At 47.9% G+C, this 20,638-nt stretch carries 15 protein-coding genes and 5 pseudogenes; 3 read left to right on the top strand and 17 right to left on the bottom strand.

What is annotated here, in order from left to right:
• The 16 genes and pseudogenes from TZ48_RS04470 to pilM all read right to left on the bottom strand — a co-directional run.
• A pseudogene (locus TZ48_RS04470) lies at positions 1-1,083 on the bottom strand (acetylornithine/succinyldiaminopimelate transaminase); the annotation flags it as partial.
• Between the two features lie 453 nt (positions 1,084-1,536).
• Positions 1,537-2,118 (bottom strand): aminodeoxychorismate/anthranilate synthase component II, encoded by a 582-nt coding sequence (locus tag TZ48_RS04465; RefSeq protein ID WP_112478387.1) that lies wholly within the window; start codon positions 2,116-2,118, stop codon positions 1,537-1,539.
• Between the two features lie 127 nt (positions 2,119-2,245).
• Positions 2,246-4,911 (bottom strand): annotated as a pseudogene (locus TZ48_RS04460) (ExeM/NucH family extracellular endonuclease).
• 260 nt (positions 4,912-5,171) lie between these two features.
• Entirely contained in the window at positions 5,172-6,188 is a 1,017-nt protein-coding gene (gene trpS / locus TZ48_RS04455; RefSeq protein ID WP_112478386.1) for a tryptophan--tRNA ligase, read from the bottom strand.
• 158 nt (positions 6,189-6,346) lie between these two features.
• Entirely contained in the window at positions 6,347-7,027 is a 681-nt protein-coding gene (locus tag TZ48_RS04450) for a phosphoglycolate phosphatase (RefSeq protein ID WP_112478388.1), read from the bottom strand.
• 12 nt (positions 7,028-7,039) lie between these two features.
• Complete coding sequence (gene rpe, locus TZ48_RS04445) at positions 7,040-7,717, bottom strand: ribulose-phosphate 3-epimerase (protein ID WP_112478385.1); 678 nt, start codon at positions 7,715-7,717, stop codon at positions 7,040-7,042.
• Between the two features lie 104 nt (positions 7,718-7,821).
• Complete coding sequence (locus TZ48_RS04440; protein ID WP_112478384.1) at positions 7,822-8,646, bottom strand: Dam family site-specific DNA-(adenine-N6)-methyltransferase; 825 nt, start codon at positions 8,644-8,646, stop codon at positions 7,822-7,824.
• A gap of 158 nt (positions 8,647-8,804) precedes the next feature.
• Complete coding sequence (locus TZ48_RS04435; RefSeq protein ID WP_112478383.1) at positions 8,805-10,298, bottom strand: AAA family ATPase; 1,494 nt, start codon at positions 10,296-10,298, stop codon at positions 8,805-8,807.
• A 104-nt stretch (positions 10,299-10,402) separates the two neighbouring features.
• The gene (aroB, locus tag TZ48_RS04430; protein ID WP_112478382.1) at positions 10,403-11,488 is read right to left on the bottom strand and encodes a 3-dehydroquinate synthase; all 1,086 of its coding nucleotides are present in this window, start codon (positions 11,486-11,488) and stop codon (positions 10,403-10,405) included.
• A 30-nt stretch (positions 11,489-11,518) separates the two neighbouring features.
• On the bottom strand, positions 11,519-12,037 hold the full coding sequence (gene aroK / locus TZ48_RS04425) for a shikimate kinase AroK (protein WP_042477283.1): 519 nt from the start codon (positions 12,035-12,037) through the stop codon (positions 11,519-11,521).
• A gap of 185 nt (positions 12,038-12,222) precedes the next feature.
• Positions 12,223-13,958 (bottom strand): annotated as a pseudogene (locus TZ48_RS04420) (type IV pilus secretin PilQ).
• Positions 13,958-14,224: pseudogene (locus tag TZ48_RS04415) on the bottom strand (pilus assembly protein PilP); the annotation flags it as partial. The pseudogenes TZ48_RS04415 and TZ48_RS04420, both read right to left, overlap by 1 nt.
• 227 nt (positions 14,225-14,451) lie before the next feature.
• Positions 14,452-15,036: a type IV pilus inner membrane component PilO gene (locus tag TZ48_RS04405; protein WP_112478379.1), complete on the bottom strand. Its 585-nt coding sequence runs from the start codon at positions 15,034-15,036 to the stop codon at positions 14,452-14,454.
• Entirely contained in the window at positions 15,036-15,395 is a 360-nt protein-coding gene (locus tag TZ48_RS04400; protein WP_112478378.1) for a PilN domain-containing protein, read from the bottom strand. Before TZ48_RS04400 ends, TZ48_RS04405 begins: the two co-directional genes overlap by 1 nt.
• The gene (locus TZ48_RS04395; protein ID WP_112478377.1) at positions 15,383-15,625 is read right to left on the bottom strand and encodes a PilN domain-containing protein; all 243 of its coding nucleotides are present in this window, start codon (positions 15,623-15,625) and stop codon (positions 15,383-15,385) included. Before TZ48_RS04395 ends, TZ48_RS04400 begins: the two co-directional genes overlap by 13 nt.
• Before the next feature lies 1 nt (position 15,626).
• Positions 15,627-16,604, bottom strand: a complete 978-nt coding sequence (gene pilM, locus TZ48_RS04390; RefSeq protein ID WP_162674489.1) for a pilus assembly protein PilM — start codon at positions 16,602-16,604, stop codon at positions 15,627-15,629.
• Positions 16,605-16,750: 146 nt separating this feature from the next.
• Here pilM and TZ48_RS26255 point away from each other — a divergent pair, with 146 nt between their 5' ends.
• Both TZ48_RS26255 and TZ48_RS26250 read left to right on the top strand, forming a co-directional pair.
• On the top strand, positions 16,751-18,190 hold the full coding sequence (locus tag TZ48_RS26255) for a penicillin-binding protein 1A (RefSeq protein ID WP_420822919.1): 1,440 nt from the start codon (positions 16,751-16,753) through the stop codon (positions 18,188-18,190).
• The gene (locus TZ48_RS26250; protein ID WP_420822918.1) at positions 18,099-19,400 is read left to right on the top strand and encodes a penicillin-binding transpeptidase domain-containing protein; all 1,302 of its coding nucleotides are present in this window, start codon (positions 18,099-18,101) and stop codon (positions 19,398-19,400) included. The genes TZ48_RS26255 and TZ48_RS26250 overlap by 92 nt, the downstream gene beginning before the upstream one ends.
• 81 nt (positions 19,401-19,481) lie before the next feature.
• On the opposite strand, the gene oxyR is transcribed toward TZ48_RS26250, so the two are convergent.
• On the bottom strand, positions 19,482-20,369 hold the full coding sequence (gene oxyR, locus TZ48_RS04380) for a DNA-binding transcriptional regulator OxyR (protein ID WP_112478375.1): 888 nt from the start codon (positions 20,367-20,369) through the stop codon (positions 19,482-19,484).
• Between the two features lie 163 nt (positions 20,370-20,532).
• Between oxyR and TZ48_RS04375 the strand changes: the two are divergent.
• Positions 20,533-20,638 (top strand): annotated as a pseudogene (locus tag TZ48_RS04375) (glutathione peroxidase); the annotation flags it as partial.

Genomic DNA, 20,638 nt, shown 5'->3' with positions numbered 1-20,638 from the left:
CTGAGTTGATAACCAATGAAGGTGTAAAGCGTACCACGTTGGCACCGGCGACCAGCACCATCAAGCCTTGTTGACCTGCGGCAACCAATACATCACGAGCGCGGCCTTGCCACTCTTCGTTAAGCGCAGCGCCAAGCAGCAAGCCTTTGCCGCGAATTTCGCTAAATAGGCCGTACTTCGCGTTGATCTTCTCAAGACCTTCACGGAACCAAGCTTCACGTTCCGAGACACCTTCAAGTACATCTTTACGAGATACTACGTCGACTACGGCTTCTGCTACCGCACACGCTAGCGGGTTACCACCATAGGTCGAACCGTGAGTGCCTACCTTCATGTGGCTGCCAGCTTCTCTGTGGTTAGCATAGCGCCGATAGGGAAACCGCCGCCCAGAGATTTAGCCGTGCTCAGAATATCTGGCGTGATACCAAGACCTTGGTAAGCATAGAAGTGACCAGTACGACCGTTACCTGTTTGCACTTCATCAAAGATAAGCAGCGCATTGTACTTATCACAAAGCTCACGAACGGCTTGAACAAATTCAGGTTGCGGAGAAACAATACCGCCCTCACCTTGTAGCGGCTCCATCATGACCGCACAGGTTTTATCCGACATTTGCGCTTCAAGCGCGGCGATATCGTTGTATGGAATGTGTGTTACGTCACCTGGCTTAGGACCAAAACCATCGGAGTAGGCTGCTTGACCACCCACAGTTACCGTAAAGAAGGTACGACCGTGGAAGCCTTGGTTAAAGGCAATAATTTCTGACTTTTCAGCACCATGTACATCCGCTGCCCAGCGACGAGCAAGTTTCAATGCTGCTTCGTTTGCTTCTGCACCCGAGTTGGCAAAAAACACGCGCTCAGCAAAACTCACTTCGGTGAGTTTTTTCGCAAGGCGCAGCGCAGGCTCATTGGTCATTACGTTACTTAAGTGCCAAATTTTGTTGGCTTGCTCAGTCACCGCATTCACCATAGCAGGGTGGCAATGGCCCAGACAGCTCACCGCAATACCACCAGCAAAGTCGATATACTCGTTACCTTGCTGATCCCAAACACGTGCACCCTCGCCCTTAACGGGAATCATCTCCATCGGGTTATAACAAGGTACCATTACCTCATCGAACCACTCACGAGTTACCGCTTTTTCCGTTGTCATAACACATTCCTTCTTATTACTGCGTGTGGGCGAAAAGAGACTGGCCTTCAACAAGGCGGCTTTAGGGGAACCTTCTCTTTCCATCGGCGACAGAATATTTTCTATCGACTTTCCACAGATGCAGCATTGTATTTACATTTATTTAACCATAGCAATAGTGAAAAAATCTTTTTAAGCGCACTTTGCGCCAGATTCAACATCGCCTTATGAGTATTTATGCATCATAAATGAATTTGAATGAAGTGTTTTTTGGCAAAGCAGCGAAGAAACTGCTCAGGTAAGGTGTTCACTCGCTTCACATCAGTAAAAGCGAATAAATTTTCAATCCCATAAGTGAAACTTATGAGAGATAAGAAAACAAAAAAGAGTGATCTAGATCGACTATTTCTGCAACAGGAAGTTGCGCAAAAGCTCGTGCCCTTGTTCAGTCTTGATGGATTCTGGGTGGAATTGTACGGCGTGAATGTTGAGACTCTTATGACGATACCCCATGATTTCGTCAAATTCACCATTTTCAAGCTCGGTCCATGCGGTCACTTCAAAGCAGTCAGGTAGACTGTCGCGAGCGACAATAAGCGAGTGATAGCGAGTCACAGTAAGGGGGTTGTTGAGCCCAGTGAACACACTCTGGTTGGTATGACGAATCGGTGACGTCTTACCATGCATCACCTGTCTTGCGCGCACCACTTCGCCACCAAACACCTGTGCAATCGCCTGATGACCTAAACAAACGCCAAGCAATGGCAATTTGCCAGCAAAGTGTTTGATCACCTCAAGCGAAATCCCGGCTTCATTGGGTGTACAAGGGCCAGGGGAGATAACTAAGTGGGAAGGGTTTAACGCCTCGATACCGGCAACATCAATCTCATCGTTACGCACGACTTTAACCTCGGTACCCAATTCAGAAAAATACTGAAACAGGTTAAAGGTGAAGGAATCGTAGTTGTCGATGATGAGTAGCATAGTCAAACTTTAAAGGGTTGCACACCAAGAGGCGGTATTGTGCAATACCTACGATGAAAGGCAAGCGCAGAATGATGGTTTATTAAAATTAAGGCCAGCGTGCACTGGCCTTATCAGTCTACGAACGTTAGCGTTTCAGGTAACGGCGCTGTCGTCGATAAACACCAAAGCCGAACAGCGCGAGCAGAGAAGCTAGGCCAGCTGAACCAGCGCCATCCTCTTTCTCTTCTTCTTGAGAATAATCAATAGCAATCAAGATAGGGTCATGATCCGATGCTGAATAAGCATCTTGGTACTTCGCCATATCTCCCGTGTACTTGCTGCTGTACTCAAACAAGTTGCTCTCCAGCGAGTTAATGTGCCAGTCTTCAATCGCCACCACTTTCTGCGCCAAGCTTTGATTCGCCAGCGCGTGGTCTAGGTTGCCAAGTTCGCCACCATAGTTGTATGAGAACGTCTTAGCGCCGTGCAATTTGGTATTGAGATTCACGAGCCCATACCCTTGATTAATAATGGTACCTTGCTGCTGGTAAACCTTGTTAGTGCCATCATCATTTAGGCCAAGCGTGGTGTATGAGGCGGTCTTAATTTCACGCTTGTGCTGCGCAGGATCGTAGTCGGTCAGAACGAGAATCGGGTCTTCCATGCCATAAGCATTCATATCCCCCATCACCAGAATATCGCCAGATACTTTGTCGATGGCATCCCCCAACACTTTCGCCGCCGATACGCGGAAGTTATTACAGTTACCTTGAAGGTCGCTTGGCTCGCTATCTTCGACACCGGCAATCCACTCTTCAATACACTCAGAGCCTTTAGATTTGAAGTGATTGACGACGATGGTGATGGACTCGTCACTGCCTTTCACATCAAACGTCTGCAATAGGCTGTGGCGCTGATACTTATCGTAGCTTGGGTTGGTAGTGTCATCTTTCTCACGGCTAATCAAGCCCGCTTCGATGTGCTGCTCTGGCATTGGTATGACTTGAGCGCTTTGGTTCACTTCCACCTTGCTAGGCTTGTAGATCATCGCCACCATAATAGCATCACTACCTAAATACGCATCTTGATACTTGTCCGCAGCCTCAATTTCAACATAGGCGTAGTGATCATCGCGATTATCAAACTCTGCATTAAGCGCAGTGACCAAGTTGTTCAGCGCGCTGCCTTCACCAAACCCGTTATTTTCAATTTCCATTAGGCCGATGATGTCTGCGTTCATCGCTTTCATTGCCGCCACGATTTTCGCCCGTTGGATTTCAAACTCTTCAAAGCTCTCTGCACCGCGATTTTGACCAAGGGCATTGTCATCGCCACTGTCTGCGACCGAGTTGAAATAGTTGAGCACGTTAAAGCTCGCCACATGCAGATCGGCATCTACTGCGGTAGGTGCAGCTTTGCGCTCGACATTGAAACCCTCCCCTACCTCAACAAAATTGCTCTTGTCGAGCTCGTTAGTCACAATCAAACGATACTCGTTATAACTGTAGGTCACGACAGCTTGCATACCTTCCACTCGTGAGCCTAAACGTAGGTGGTTTTCAGAGCTGCCATTTTGATCCGGGTCAGTGGCAAAACTTGGGTAATAAGGGATCTGACCGCTCGGCGCTTTTTGATCGGATTCAACAAACACACGATGATTGGCATTGTGCTCGGCAAGCGCTACCGCCTCGCTGCTCTCAGCTGGATGCAACTGTGTCGGCTTGTACAGCGGTGCTTGGTAGGAAAGCAGCATGTTATTGCGACGCGCATCGTAGTCGTAGGAGAAGTTACGCGTAATATGCAACGCACTTTGATCGGTGAGCTCAACCAACATGCCTTCATGACGCTCAAGTGCTTGGCGAAGGTTTTCACCTTCAAGCAGTTCCAGTGGCGTCGCCGCAGGGGCACTGCCAGAGCTTTGCTTGAGGTAGCTGTTCATGTCGGATGCAAGCTGGGTATGGGAGTAATACTCTTGTACTTTCCCTTTCACGCACACCACATCACCCGGTGCTAGATCAGCGACCAAACCGCCGGTGTGGACAAACAAACCATCGGATGTCGCAACGTCGTTATCTGGGGTGATATCTTGCAAGTAAAAGCCTTTGGTTAGGCCAGAGGTGACCGCTGTCACCACGCCGTTGACGAAGAAATCTTCATCTGTGATATACGGGTAGCCATCAATAAAGGGCGAGCTATCACCACTGCCCTGAATTTGGCTAATGGTGGTGAAAGTTGGCGCAGCGCCAGAATCAGTACACGTGAAGGTCTCGGGCGCAGCTTGCAGATCATAGTCACCTAGACCATCAATCACGTCTTTGTCTAACGTTACCCAATCCGAAGCATTAAACGTCGCACTTGGCTCAATAGCGGCAGAGGTTCTTACTAAGGTCACGTCCTTGCCAAAATCTACATCGCCCATGACACCAAGCACATCATGAACACTGCCGTCCGATTTCAAGATGGCGATAGGATCATCACCATTAAAGCTTGTGACACTGTTTTCCACCTCGTCACTCACGCTTTGATTGCATCGCTTGCGCCAGAATTGGCAAACACCATGACCTGTTTCGCCGCGAGCGTTTTACCCTCTAAAGAGAGAGTACTGCCCCAACTGCCATTGCCATTAGTTGATCGCGCTAACTGATAACCATCGAGCGCCAACGGCGTATCGCCGGTATTGGCTATCTCAATCGCTTTATTAAAACCACCACCTTCCACATACTGGGAAATGATCAGCTCGGCATTCGCATTGGCCGCCAGCAGCGATCCTATCACCACTGCTAGCAAGGAACGTCGGTTGTTCGTTGTCATACATCCACCTGAATATCTCGTTATTGTTATCTAATGAAACTAAATTCACGACAACTATCACGGTAATTTATGAAACAAATAAGACAGGTTGGGGTATTTTGAGCGTTTTATCACAGTGTTGTGTGAGAATTTGTAGCACAACACTAACTTTCAACAGAACGGGTTCCGGTTATGCAATCGTTTACAAATCAATTAGTTAATAAACAGGCACAAAAAAACCACCCAGTTGGGTGGTTTTTGTAATCAATGCAATGATGGTGTTATGGGCGAGCCACAAACCCCACCGCTTTGTACGCTTTTGCTAGCATTTCTGCAGCGCGAGCGGAAGCTTTTTCAGCGCCTTGGCGCATCACTTCGTCCATGTAAGCACGATCTTCACGAATACGACGGTACTCTGATTGGATTGGCTCAAGCATAGCGACGAGTGCTTCACCGACATCTTTCTTAAATGGGCCGTACATTTCAACGCCAGCGTATTGCGCTTCAATCTCTTCAAACGTTTTACCGGTTGCTGCAGAGTACAGACCCATTAGGTTAGAGATACCCGCTTTGTTGTCCCAATCGTGGGCGATACGTGGCGGCGTCTCTGTATCTGTTTGCGCCTTGTTGATCTTCTTAATAATCGACTTTGGCTCTTCTAGCAGAGTGATCACGTTTTTACGGTTATCGTCCGACTTAGACATCTTCTTAGTCGCATCTTGCAGGCTCATTACGCGTGCATTCACAGTTGGAATGTACGGCTCTGGCACTTCAAAGATTGGCGATTCAGGGCTGTAGATGTTGTTAAAGCGAGTCGCGATGTCACGTGCTAGCTCTAGGTGCTGCTTCTGGTCACTACCGACTGGCACTTGGTGCGCACCGTACAGCAGGATATCCGCAGCCATTAGCACTGGGTAGTCGTATAGACCGACGTTTACATCGTTCGCATAGCGCTGAGATTTGTCTTTAAACTGAGTCATGCGATTCAGTTCACCCATTTGAGTGTAGCAGTTAAGAAGCCAACCAAGTTGAGCATGCTCTGGTACGTGTGACTGAACAAATAGCGTGCTCTTCTTTGGATCAACACCAACCGCAAGACAGATTGCTAGTGCGTCTAGAGTTGCTTCATGCAGCGCTTTCGGATCTTGACGAACCGTGATGGCATGAAGGTCAACAACGCAGTACTGGCAGTCATAGTCGTCTTGCATTTGTTGCCATTGACGTAGAGCACCCAAGTAGTTACCGATACTTAGTTCACCTGACGGCTGAACACCACTTAATACAATGGGTTTGCTCATGATTATGATTCCTTCGACTTCTTGACGAGATAATTTAGGAGAATGAAAAACCGCGTTATTTTAACGCGGTTTTAGCAGTGTACTCATTGGCGAGTATTTTGCCAGTGTTTTATAACTAGGTGATAGAAAGACACTGGCTTCACGGCATTTTGAGGAAGTTAAGCGTCGATACCGACCGCTTTTAGCACGTCCGACACAATGTCAGCGACAAAATCCGGTTTGGCATTGGCAATCGGCTCACCGTGGTTGTAACCATAAGTCAAACCAAACGCGTGACAGCCCGCGTTGCGCGCCGCAAGAATGTCATTCTTTGAATCGCCCACCATCAGTACTTGGTCGGCAGAGACTTGCTCTTGCTCCATCAACCAGTGCAGAGCAATCGGATCGGGCTTGCGCTTCTCAAACGCATCACCGCCCAACACATGCTTAAAGTATTTATCCAGCTTGTGCTGCTCTAATAGCTCTGGAACAAACTTTGATGGTTTGTTGGTGAGCAGCGCGACTGTGATGCCGTTGGCTACCAAGGTATCCAGCGTTTGATGTACCGCTGGATAAAGGTGGCTAAGTTTGTGACCACTCGCTTTGTAAAAATCATCAAACAGAACACGCGCTTTCGCGAGCAGCTCTGGCGATAAGCTCGGATCCACATCAATACTCTGGCTTAGCGAGCGACCAATTAAGATGTCAGCACCATTGCCCACATAATCGCGAACTTGCTCTTCGGTGACTGCTGGGTAACCAAGCTCTTGAACCGCTTGGTCAGCGGCGAGTGCTAAATCAGGCACGCTATCCAGCAGCGTGCCATCGAGATCAAATACAACCAGTTTAATTGCGCTCATCATGCCTGCCCGTTACTTGCTTTCTACTTTTGCAAGTTCAGCACGCATTTCATCAATCACCTCTTTATAATCAGGACGATTGAAGATAGCGCTGCCCGCGACAAACATATCTGCACCCGCTTCTGCGATCTCGCGAATGTTATCAACCTTAACGCCGCCATCAATCTCTAGACGAATATCGCGACCTGACGCATCGATACGCTTACGAACTTCACGCAGCTTATCCAGCGTTGAAGGGATGAATGACTGACCGCCAAAGCCCGGGTTCACCGACATCAGAAGGATCAGGTCAACCTTGTCCATGATGTAATCTAGGCAAGAAAGCGGCGTTGCTGGGTTAAGTACCACACCCGCCTGACAGCCGTGTTCTTTGATGAGCTGAAGCGTACGGTCGATGTGTTCAGACGCTTCGACGTGGAAAGTGATCATGCTTGCCCCCGCTTTTGCGAAGTCAGGTACGATGCTGTCGACAGGTTTCACCATTAGATGAACATCAATAGGAGCAGTAATGCCGTAGTCGCGTAGCGCTTTACAGATTGGTGCACCGAACGTTAGGTTAGGCACATAGTGATTATCCATCACATCGAAGTGAACGACGTCAGCACCCGCAGCGAGTACTTTTTCGACATCCTCACCCAAACGAGCAAAGTCTGCAGAGAGAATGGATGGAGCAATAAGAAAGTCTTTCATACCTAACCTCAGTGAAATGGATTGCAAGCGAGTCTTTACATAACAGTAACAGTGCGCGCAATTCTACCGAAGCAAGGGGGTAAATCCTAGCCCTTGGCTAGGAGTTATTGATCTCGTGGTTCAAATAATGCCAACAATTCATCGACTTTATTGCGGCCTGCACCATTGCGACTGATGGTTCGCTTCACCTTAACCACGTTAAGTTGAGCGCCGTGATACAAACGACGCGTCAGCGTGGTGTCATGGTTGGAGATAAGCACAGGAATACCACGGTCAAAAGCGGCATGCTCAGCTACGTCCGCCAAAGCGGCTTGGTCGTCCAAGGTGAAGCCATTACCCGCATATGAGGTAAAGTTGGCGGTGTTGGAAAGCGGCGCGTACGGAGGATCGCAGTAAATTACGCTGCCTTTGCGAGCGCGCTTAAAGGTCTCTGGATAACCCTCACAGACAAACGTGGCTTTCTTCGCTTTTTCTGCAAAGAACTCCATTTCGCTCTCTGGGAAGTAGGGTTTTTTGTATGAGCCAAACGGCACGTTGAAGCCACCCTTTTTGTTGTAACGACATAAGCCGTTAAACCCAAAACGGTTCATGTACAAAAACGCGACCGAACGAAACATGATGTCGTCAGTTTGGTTAAACTGAGCGCGAATATCGAGATAGACTTCTTTACGATTGTGCTCTGGGGTAAATAGACGTTTCGCCTCAGCAATGTATTGCTCTGGCTGCGTCTTGAGTAGGTTGTAAAGATTGATAAGATCAGGGTTAATATCGGCGAGCAGGTATTGCTCATAATCTGTATTGAGAAAAACAGAGCCTGCACCAACGAAGGGTTCTACCAGTTTTCTAGCGTCTGGCAGATGCTTTTCAATGTCTTCAACCAAGCCATATTTTCCACCAGCCCACTTAAGAAAGGCACGTTGCTTCTTCATTACTTGCTCTATTTACTGCCACCCCAAAAATTAAGGCTGGGGAATATATCATAATTCAAATTGTTATGTTGACCTTTCTGGTAGAAAGGTCAACAGCGCTTGGTGTAAATGTTGACTGAGTCGCCGTTAACTCGCTCACAGGCGACTAGGTCGAAAGCTTATTCAGTCCAGCGAGCAATTTCACGCTTCACTTGGCTCAGCGCTTTTGGCCATGGGCCAAGCGACTGTAGCTCTGCAGGAAGCTTTTCAGCTGCATCACGCGCTTGCTGAATCGTCGCGTAATTGTCGTAAGTGACGATATACCACTTTTCCTCGCCACGTAGCGTTGGATAAATGCGCACCGGCTTATCAAAACTATGCTGGTTCAAAAATAGCTGCACATCTTCCAGCTCAGTCATCGCCGCAATTTGAAGCGTGTAGCTGTTCGAGGCTAAAGCATTCAGTTGGTCTCTCGCAAACGAGAAAGTAATCGGCGTTTGCAGCGCCTCTGTGACACCATCATCAATTACCACCTCTGGTGGAGGCTCAATGGCCACAGGCTGAATATTGCTCGTGGTTTTTGCGCTCTCTACCGCTTGCTGGATCTCTGTCGCTTGCTGCGCAGCAATGTCGGTTTTATCTTCTAGCAAAGCATCCACCACATCTGAGGTGATCACGACACGTTCACCGGTTTCCGCGACGCCCACGCTGGCGGTTTCTGACGTCACTGTTGGTGGCAATGCCTCGGAATCATCCGTGGCGGTCAGATCTGATGGCATCTCTTGATTGGCTTTTTGCGCTTGCTCTTCACTCGCAGCATCTGCTGGCTGCTCTAAGGTCGGGATCACGGTCTGTTCACTCGCCGTTTCGACGGGTACAATACTCGGCTTCGGCGCTTGCAGTAACCAGCGATAGCCCAGGAACAGCAGCAACAGAATAACGGCAACGGTGACGGCAATCTTCGCGGGCGAGCCCACTAATGAACGAATAATCACTTTCTTTTCCACTTTGTGCTCTCCTAGCGCCAAAATTTCTCCCGGAAGTGGTCTGGTATTAGTAAACGCGCTTTTAATTCTTTTTTCAACGCTTTCATCAAGATAGCGTAGAACCAAACTCTCAAAAAAACGTTCAGCCTCTTCCTCTGGTAATTCATCGATATCCAGCTCAACCGGCTTAATATCCAGTCCATGACTCAATCTAGCAAGCTTAGTCGATACTGAATCACTCGCAGTAAACAGCACCACACTAATGTTTTGCTTAGGTGTGGAAAGCGCAGCGCTATACAGTAGCCAGAGTTCAGCCAGTAGTGCTTGAGAAGCATGATGGGCATTATCGACCACAATGGCGATGTTACATGCTTCACCATCTAAAATGCGCTCGATACTGTCATTGAGTGAATCCGTGGTGCTGTACATTTGATGCGGGAATAGCTGTCTGAGGATATTACCGCGATTGACCTCATCCTCCTGGTTTGGTAGACAGGTCACCAACGACTGGTTTTTATCGTAAGACCACGCTTCGAGATAACGATGAGCAAGCCAGGTTTTCCCGGCTCCGGCTTCACCTTTGACGACCACAAAGTTTGCAGCAAATTGCGTCAGCAACTGCATTCTTTCAAGCAGCTGGGTTTGTGAATCGAGCTCTAGTACTCGCAGTTCATAGGACAAACTCATCCCGATTTTCTACCACCAATCCAAACTAAAAAAGGCTCCAACTGGAGCCTCTTATTCTATTCGCGGATGTCGCCTAACCTCAACACTCTATCGTTAAGTATTGGCTACTTGCGACATAAATCAATCGCTTGCTCAATCAGATCGCTCGGTACATCAGAGACCACTTGCGCGCTGCCAATAGAGGTTGGCAGCACCAAACGAAGCTTTCCTGATAGCACCTTTTTGTCGCGCATCATATGCTTGATGAAATCATCAAAACTCATGGACTCTGGCGTATGTACAGGCAGTTTTGCTCGCTCTAGCAAAGCAATAATGCGAGTGACTTGCTCTGGTGTGATATCACCCAGCAGCTGAGCGGTATGAGCCGCCATCGCAGTGCCAGAAGATACCGCCTCTCCATGTAGCCATTTACCATACCCTAGTTCCGCTTCGATAGCATGACCAAATGTATGACCTAGATTCAATAACGCGCGAATACCCGACTCTTTCTCGTCTTGTGCAACGACTTCAGCTTTGATCTGGCAGCATCGCGCAATCGCATACGTTAACGCTTGCTGATCAAGGGCGTAGAGTTTATCGAGGTTTTCCTCTAACCACTCAAAGAACGACTCATCGTAAATGATGCCATACTTGATCACCTCAGCCATACCCGCAGCGAATTCACGCTCAGGTAACGTACGCAAACAGTTGGTATCAATAATCACCGCTTGAGGCTGATAAAAAGCACCAATCATGTTTTTACCCAGTTCATGGTTCACCGCTGTTTTACCACCGACCGATGAGTCCACTTGCGATAACAAGGTGGTTGGGATCTGCACAAAATCAACACCGCGTTGATAGCAAGCCGCCGAAAAGCCGACAAGATCGCCAATCACGCCACCGCCGAGTGCCACTACAACGACATCGCGACCGTAGTTGCCTGAGAGCAGATGGGTTTGAACCGTGTTAAAGGTATCTAGAGTTTTGTATTGCTCACCGTCTGGCAGTTCAAACAATGAGGTTTTACAACCTTTGCTTTCCAACTGGTCAAGAATCACTTGAGCATAAAGAGGGGATACTGTGGTGTTGGTGATCACCACGACTGATTTTCCGTCGGGAATTTGGGCAAATTGAGCCGGGTCATCAAATAACCCGGCACCAATTGAAATTGGGTAGCTGCGCTCACCAAGCTCGACCGTAATCCGTTCCATGGTTTGCTCTCCTAATGAAAAAGGTTTCGATTAACCTTCTTCTAGCATTTTTACGATTTGGTTGGCTACCACTTTTGCACTTTGATCGTCAGTACGAACCACATAGTCCGCCACTTCTTTGTAAAGATCATTGCGCTCGTCCGCTAGGTTCTCTAGTACTTCGCGCGGGTTATCCGTTTGAAGTAATGGACGCTTCTTGTCGCGGTTAGTGCGAGCAAGTTGTTTTTCGATTGTGGTTTCTAGGTAAACAACGATACCACGAGCCGACAAGCGGTTACGGTTGTCTTTGCTCTTCACAGAACCACCACCGGTCGCAAGTACGATACCTTGCTGCTCGGTTAGATCATTAATGACAGTTTCTTCGCGCTTGCGGAAACCTTCTTCACCTTCAACGTCAAACACCCATGCGATGTCTGCGCCAGTGCGCTCTTCAATGACGGTATCAGAATCAACAAACTCCATATGAAGTTGTTGAGCTAGGTGTCTACCGATTGTACTTTTGCCGGCACCCATAGGGCCAACAAGAAAAATATTACGTTTCTCAGCCATGTTCAGCATTAATTTACAACGTTAATTCAATGACATCGCCACAAGAAAAGACCGAAAAGGAACCTCGGAAAAAAGGGCTTGTGGCACCGATTCCTCACAGATAAGTCGTGATAAGACCCGAAATTATCAAGGCAAGGTGGCTTTAATGCAACTTTATTTTTAATCCTTTTCAATTAATGGCTAATTTACAAAGGGTTACCTAGTTCTGTGAGTGCGGGCGTTGGTGTGATAATCTTCGGCGTCACAAAGATTAGCAGCTCGCTCTTGCCAATATTTTCATAGGTTCGTCTAAATAACGCGCCCAAGCCTGGAATATCACCTAAAAGCGGCACTTTATCGATTTTATTGGAAAAGGTATGTTGGTAAATGCCGCCAAGCACCACAGTCTCACCATTGTTCACCAAAACCTGCGTACCGATACGCTGAGTATCTATGGCAACGGTTTCTCCTTCTAGTGTTTTTAACACTTCGCCGACCTGATCTTGGGTAACATCAAGGTCAAGAATTAATCGATTGTCTGGGGTAATTTGCGGCGTCACCGTCAGTGACAGCACTGCTTTTTTAAATTCAACCGCAGTAGCGCCACTAGATGTGGATTTGAGATAAGGGATCTCAGTACCTTGTTCAATATACGCCGACTTCTTATTCGTGGTGATCAACCTTGGGCTAGATATGATCTCGGCTTTTGATTCGTTTTGTAGTGCTGAAAGCTCAAGGTCGAGCAATGTGTTGGTACCAAGACTCGCCACTTGAAACGCAATGCTTGATGCATTGTCGGATAGGGCTGGCAAATTAACATTCAAAAAGTCATCTATTTCAAGTTTTTCGCCACTACCAGCGGCGACAAGGTTGCTTTCAATAGAACCGCCAACAGTAGTGGTACCATTGGATGAACTCATTCCCCAGCGGATCCCCAGTTCCTCAATGTTGCCTTCTCGCATCGTCACCACGCGAGCTTCAATTTGAACCTGCTTAACCGGTATATCAAGCTCAGCAATAATGCTTTTGATCACCTCTATACTGTCAGGAAGATCGCGAAGTAATAGTGAATTGGTTCGCTCATCAACCGTCACAGAACCGCGTTCAGATAGCATGCTAACGCCCTCTTTCCCCCTATCATAGCGGCCATTTCAGAAGCTTTAGCGTAGTTGATTTTGATAATTTCGGACTCCAACTTACCGATTTTTTCAGTCAGTTGATGACGCTCTAATTCAAGCTTTTCCTGTCGGTCGAGTTCTATCTTTGGCGCCACCAGCACCACGTCTCCTTTAACGCGCTTATCAAGGCCTTTAACGCGCAGGATAATATCGAGTACATCGGTCCACGGCACACTATCGAGTCGCAGCGTCAAATTGCCTTGCACCGAGTCGGAAACAACCAAATTGAAATCATTGTACTCAGCGAGTAACTGCAGTACGTTACGAACCGGCATATCTTGAAAATTGATCGAGGTAAGTTGACCTTTATTGCGCGACTCCAGCGCCCTTTCGTCAGCGCGAGCTTGGGTAAGCTCAACAAAGGTCACTCGCAGTTGGTTGTCAGCTACCACGTATTGATAATCAACCGCTTGTTTGGTTTTCACCGCTAAGCGCACATGAGGCGACTCATCAAAAAGCTCGATGGTGGTGACAGGAGTGGCAAAATCGGTCACATCATAAATAGACAAATGCTCGGGCGTCACGGCCGTTTGCCGAAGCATAATGGTCAGCTCATTGTCATTGCCACTGACATCGACAGCGCTGCCCTGCTCGGACAGAGCAACCGTCAACACACCCTGACGCTGTTCGTTGAGTTGAAATGAGACGTTGGTAATCTCATTGGCCGCAAGCTCACGACTTGTCAGCAAGCCTATACTCAATGCAAGACCACAGATAAGAAAATTGATGCCCTGCACCACTATACGTTGCACGTGTTTCTCCATTACTTCAATGCCAGCTTTATTTGCCTTTGGTACCAGCATCCCAATCCATCGGACAAGGTCTCACCCACAATCAGCGCATTTTCTGTTATTTGCTTGATTTGACCGTTGTTCTCACCAAGAAAATGCCCTTCTTCCACTTTCACTACACGTCGATTGGGCAGCATCACCAAGCCCGTCATCTTGCCGTTTTTACTCATGATCCCTTTGACCTGTAGCTCGCTAATTCGATAAAGCTCCAATCCTTGTTTGGTTCTGGTCTTCGGTTGCCAGCAGCTCTGGCGCGATCAGGACTTTGCTGAGTTGCCATTTTCGGCAAACCGAAAGGCGATTGACCGTTCAACTCTTGGAAGCGTACTACCTCAGAAGACTGAATCAATCGCGCCGCCATTTTTTGCGGCTCAGCACTCGATTCTGTATTTAAAACAAACTTTTGCAGTGAATCTTGATTGGCGTTACAGCCGCTAAACCGACTAATATCAATAAAACTACGACGCTATTTTTCACCTTCTGCCTCCGCTATAAACTGATAGGTAGCAGCATTGACGCGAAAGTGCAGAGTGCTACTTTCCAAACTCACTCTCTGCCATTCCGCATTTTCAATGAGTACGATGCGGGGAAGCTCAGCGATAGCCTGAGCATAACGGCCGATATCGTCATAACTTCCAGTAAGCTCGATATCTAAAGGGAGCTTTAACAGAAACTTCTGCGGCTGACGTTTACCCCAGTTAATGCGAGTGAAAGTAAGATGATTATTGAGCCCTTGTTCGTTAATGTCTGCGAGCAGGCTTGCTAACTCTTGTTGAGCAGGCAATTGCCCCATTAGTCGTTCATAGTGATAGGAAAGATCAGTAAGATGCTTTGACATTTCCGGCAGCATAGCCGCTTTGCGTGCCACAACTTGTAACTCTTGCTTCAATTGAACTTCTTGCTGCTTGTAATAATCGAGGTCTTCAAAGCTTGGTTTCACTAAAAACCACCCACTCGCTAACGCAGCCAACACAAAAACAATGCCAACCACTATCAGTTGCGGTATTAACGGCCAGTTGCTCAGCTCATCAAGTTCAAGATCGAGTGACATTAGTTCACTCCTGTTTGCAATTGTGTGGCTGGCGCAGCAAGTAGCGCGGCACTATCAATAGCAAACGACAGTTCAAACGCTTGATATTTATTACCAAAACGCTCGCGATCATGGACAATAGAGTGCAGTACTACGTTATTGACCATTGTCGATTGTTCAAATCTATCCAGCATTTGGGCGAGGAAGGCAGTACTTTCTCCAATACCACTGACCTTAAATTGCTCTCCTTGCATGCGGATTTTGTCTACATAGACTTGAGAAGGAATCAGTGTCGGCAGTAAATTCATCACCGCCGTTGTCTTATTGCGCTGTTGCTGCAACCTATCAACATAGTCCAGGCGTGCTTCTAAAGACTGCAACTCAGTTTGGTCGATGATAATTCACGGATTTGACGTCGATAGTCATCAATTTTGCCTTGTAGATACGCAACCCGCTGTTGTTGAGTACTGACCTCAATCGCTAGTGTCGAATTCAACAGATGTGAAATCGAATAACCAAAGAACAGCGCCGCGAAGAACATCGCAATAAAGCGCTGTTGATGCTGCTTGCGCTTGGATTCTCGCCAGGGCAATAGATTGATTATCTTCATATCAATGTCTCTTAAGCCAATTCAAACCATTGATTGCCGCCCCAACCGCAGAGGCGTAGCAGGGTGATAAAGGTTGAGAAGACTTGGTCTTACTTGTCGATAAGCGCTGAAAATCAATACAGGTTATTGGGCAAGATAAGGTCTTGGCAACGCTGTCTATCAGACCCTCTTGCTGCGCGTGCCCTCCAATCAGAATAACCCCGTCGATAGCCTCTTGCCCTGCCACCGAACGATATAACTGCAGTTGCGAAACGACCCGCCCAGCAACCGACTCAAACACCACTTCCGATAGCGACTTAAACTGAGTGTCCGCACGATTTTGTAGCTCTGACACGGGCTCCAGTACCCATGATTTCGCCAGTTCAGGGGATAGCGCCGGCGGAGGGAGTAATGTGGCTTGCAAGCAACCGAGATCCAACATCGCATGGTTTACCAGCGATGGCGTATGAGCGCAAACCCAGTTCTGTACGCCACGCAGTGCTCCATTGTTGGTATCCATTAACTTGGGGCGAAAACCAAGCTTAGTGACCACAAAAGACCAGTTATCGACGATCGATTGTTTGGTCACATGAACTCGATAAGCCTCAACGGCAACATTGTTCTCTTCGGTCTCTTTAACAAAATCCAAAGCAATGTCATCCATTGGGTAAGGCGTCTGATGATTCATCGCTTGCTCAATCGCAAGCTCTTGCTCCTGCTCTTCAAGGCCGGCCTCCAGTGTGACGACTTTACTGATCACTGCACTTTCTGGCAGCACAATAGCGGCACTATTGCGAAACAACGGCGCAATCTTTCGCAGAATTTTAAGTTTCTTAACACTATCTTGATGTTTAAGGGCGTGAGGATCGGAGAAAATAGCATCACATCCTTTAAGCTCCAGATGGTTAACCAAGGAGAGTTCTGTCCCATCACAAACCAAGACAACGGCTTTGGCACTGTGATGACCAATATCTATCCCAGTGATCCATTTTCTTGCCATGAAAAATAACCTCAACAAATACATAAACAACGTGAAAAGGTTGAGATCGACGCTCAAATAAGCGTTAATTAACCCTATAGGTATATTTTTGTCCTAGCCTACAAGTAATTACCTACTCGTAACCCCAATTAATTAGGAAATTCTCGGTGAAGTTCATAAAGAGACTGTTGGTTCTTGCATTTATTTGCATACTCCTTGGAGTCGGTACAATTTTTGGGTTTTACTACTACGTAAAACCTGAGCTACCTGATGTCGCCACTCTTAAAGACGTCCAACTACAAACACCGATGCAGGTGTTCAGCCAAGATGGGAAGTTGATCGCACAATTCGGCGAAAAACGAAGAATTCCAGTATCTTACGATGAGATCCCACAAGATCTTATCGACGCACTGATCGCGACCGAAGATAGCCGCTACTACGACCACTTTGGTTTTGACCCAATTGGTATTACGCGTGCTGCGGTGGCTGTGATTGCATCTGGTAGCGCCTCACAAGGGGCAAGTACCATCACTCAGCAGCTGGCTCGTAACTTCTTCTTGTCGAACGAGAAGAAGATCATGCGTAAGGTCAAAGAGATCTTCATCGCTGTGCACATCGAGCAACTTCTAAGTAAACAAGAGATCATGGAGCTGTACGTTAACAAGATCTTCTTGGGCTACCGCTCATACGGTTTTGGCGCGGCAGCACAGGCATACTTCGGTCGTAACCTTGATGAGCTGACTCTAAGTGAGATTGCTGTGCTTGCAGGTCTTCCTAAAGCGCCATCGACCATGAACCCAATCTACTCAGTGGAGCGTGCGACTCAACGCCGTAACGTGGTGCTATCGCGTATGCTGTCTGAGAAGTACATCACTCAAGCTGAGTTTGATGAGGCGCGTGCTGAGCCGATCATTTCTCAATACCACGGCTCTGAGATCGAGCTAAGCGCTCCTTATATCGCTGAAATTGCGCGTGCTTGGATGGTGAGTCGTTACGGTGAAGAAGCCTACGAATCTGGCATGCGAATCACCACCACGATTGACTCGAAACTGCAAAAAGCCGGTCACATCGCAGCGATTAAAAACCTGCTTAACTACGACGAGCGACACGGTTACCGCGGCGCAGAAAAAGTGCTGTGGAAAGTAGGTCAAACCGCGATGACCAATGAGGAGATTGCCAAGCACCTACGTCGCCAGCCAACCTATGGCGAACTTCGTCCCGCAGTGGTCACTAACGTTGCTGACAAATCTGCGACGGTTTATGTCAAAAGCTATGGCGAACAGTCTATTAGCTGGGAGAACATGAACTGGGCACGTAAGTTCCGCACCGATGATCGTCAAGGTGCGGCGCCAAAAACACCAAGCGATATCGTCGCTGTGGGTGAACAAATTTGGGTTCGCGCCGCGGATCTGGATATCACCCCAGATGTGTCTCCTGAGGAAAAAGAAGCGCAAACGGAAGACGACCAAGTAACTGAGCCAACGGCCATCACGTGGCGTCTAAGCCAAGTACCGAATGCCAATACGGCGTTTGTTGCTATCAACCCAGAAAATGGCGCAGTACTGTCTCTCGTGGGCGGTTTTAACTTCGTACACAGTAAGTTTTAACCGTGCAACCCAATCAGTAAGACAGGTCGGTTCAAGCATTAAGCCGTTTATCTACGCTGCGGCACTGGATAAAGGCATGACGCTAGCGAGTCTTGTGAACGATGCGCCAATCAACAAGTGGGATAAGAGTGCAGGCACGGCATGGCGCCCTAAAAACTCGCCACCAACCTACACAGGTCCGACACGTCTTCGTATCGGTCTAGCACAGTCTAAAAACGTCATGGCGGTGCGCGTATTGCGTGAAGTGGGTCTGGACGAGACTCGTGATTACCTAACTCGATTCGGTTTCGATAAGTCTAAGCTACCTCGCTCTGAGACCATTGCTCTTGGTGCTGGCAGTTTGACGCCGGTTCAAATGGCGCAAGGTTTCTCTGTGTTTGCCAACGGTGGTTACTATGTAGAGCCATTCTACATCAGCAAGGTAGAAGACCCATTTGGCAAGGTTGAGTTTGAAGCCAATCCAAAAGTCGTTTGTCATCAAAACTGCCCGGATATGCAAGCCCCTGAGTTCGCTAAAGCGGCGACCGATGAAGCAGCACCAAGCATTGAAGAAGCAACCAATGCATCTGAAATCGAGCCACTGGACATTACTCAGTTTAACGAAGAAGACCTAACGGAAACCAACGAACCGCGTTACGCACCAAAAGTAATCTCCGAGCAAACCGCGTTCCTGACACGTGAAATGCTCTACAGCAACGTTTGGGGCGGCGGTAACTGGCGTGAAGGCACTGGTTGGAATGGTACTGGCTGGCGCGCTCAAAAACTTGAACGTCGTGATATTGGCGGTAAGACAGGTACCACCAACGACTCGAAAGACGCGTGGTACAACGGTTATGGTCCAGGTATCGTCGCAACCGCTTGGGTTGGCTTTGATGATCACCAAAGAAAGCTCGGCCGCACGACGGCAAACGCTAACTTAGGTAAAGATCAGATCACTGGCGCAGAAGCTGGGGCGAAAACCGCTCAACCTGCGTGGGTCGAGTTTATGGGTATGGCGCTTGAAGGTCACAAAGTGGTTGGCAAGCAAGTACCAAACGATATCACCCGTGTGCGTATTGACCGCGACTCGGGTCTTCTTACCAATAAGACCGATGGTTCAACCATGTTTGAATACTTCAAGATTGGAACTGAACCGACTGAGTACGTACAGGAAAGCCTAACGGACACCTTGTACTCGAGTGATGAGTCTGGCGGTGAAAGTCTGTTCTAGATTGAACGTAACAAGCAAAAGGGGCGCTAAGCCCCTTTTTTTATCATCTGAATTTCAGCACTAAGCACTAAGCACTAAGCACTAAGCACTAAGATAACGACTAATCGACTCCGCCAATTTCTCAAAACGCGCACGCAGCGGCGAGCCTGGGCGATAGGCTAAAACAATACTGCGAGACGGCGTTGGATTCACTGCCGTCACGTAGCACACGCCATCCTTTTCTTTCTCTTTAGGCAGAGACAGTTCAGGCAGCAAGGTAATGCCTGCCCCTGCGGCCACCATGTTACGCAACGTCTCTAAGCTGGTGGCCTTAAATCGTTCATCGTCTCTCGCACCAGCAGCAAAACAGAAGCCAAGGGCTTGGTCGCGCAGACAGTGTCCATCACCGAGTGACAGCACGGTTTGCCCTTTCAGTTCATCCATCTCTATCACATCACGCTTTGCCCAAGCATGATCGCATGGCACCGCAATGCTCATCGGCTCATTAAAGACTTCAATTTCTTTAAACGGCGCAGTTTCTGGGACTGACGCCAGCACTAAACAATCGAGTTTCCCTTCTTCGAGCTGTCTAACCAACTGGTGCGTCTGAGCTTCATGTAGGAAAAGTTCAAGGTCGGGAAATGACTCTTTCAGCTTTGGCACAATACGAGGAAGTAGATATGGACCTACTGTGGGAATAAAACCAATATGCATCGGCCCCATCATCTCACCACTTTGCCCTGCAGCCATCTCACGAAACGTCTTAATTTCCTTGAGGATACGCTTTGCTTGCTCAACCAGCTGCAAACCGGCATCCGTAAACAATACGCGGCGACTGCTACGCTCTAACAGAGAGGTACCAATCTCATCTTCCAGTTTGCGGATCTGACCACTTAGTGTCGGCTGACTAACAAAGCAAGCTTCTGCTGCTTTACGAAAATGTTTGTGTTCAGCCAAGGCCACTAGGTATTCAAAATCACGAATGTTCATCGCATGCTCCGATAGAATTTGACTATCGATACCATAACAATAAACGATTAGAACTATCAAACCATTTTTTTGATAATAGTCCCAACGAAACAAAGCAATAGACGCTACTCTCTGTTAGCAACGCTAGACTCACAACAATTTAATTATCCATAAGGACATCAGTATGTTTGCATCTAAAGAAGGCCAAGCAGTACCTCAAGTGACATTTCCAACTCGTCAGGGTGATGCGTGGGTCAACGTAACAACGGATGAGCTGTTTAAAGACAAGA

Source organism: Vibrio variabilis, assembly GCF_003263785.1.
GTDB lineage: Bacteria > Pseudomonadota > Gammaproteobacteria > Enterobacterales > Vibrionaceae > Vibrio > Vibrio variabilis.
The sequence above is the reverse complement of the archived record's forward strand: the minus strand, read 5'-3'. Positions and strand labels throughout refer to the sequence as shown.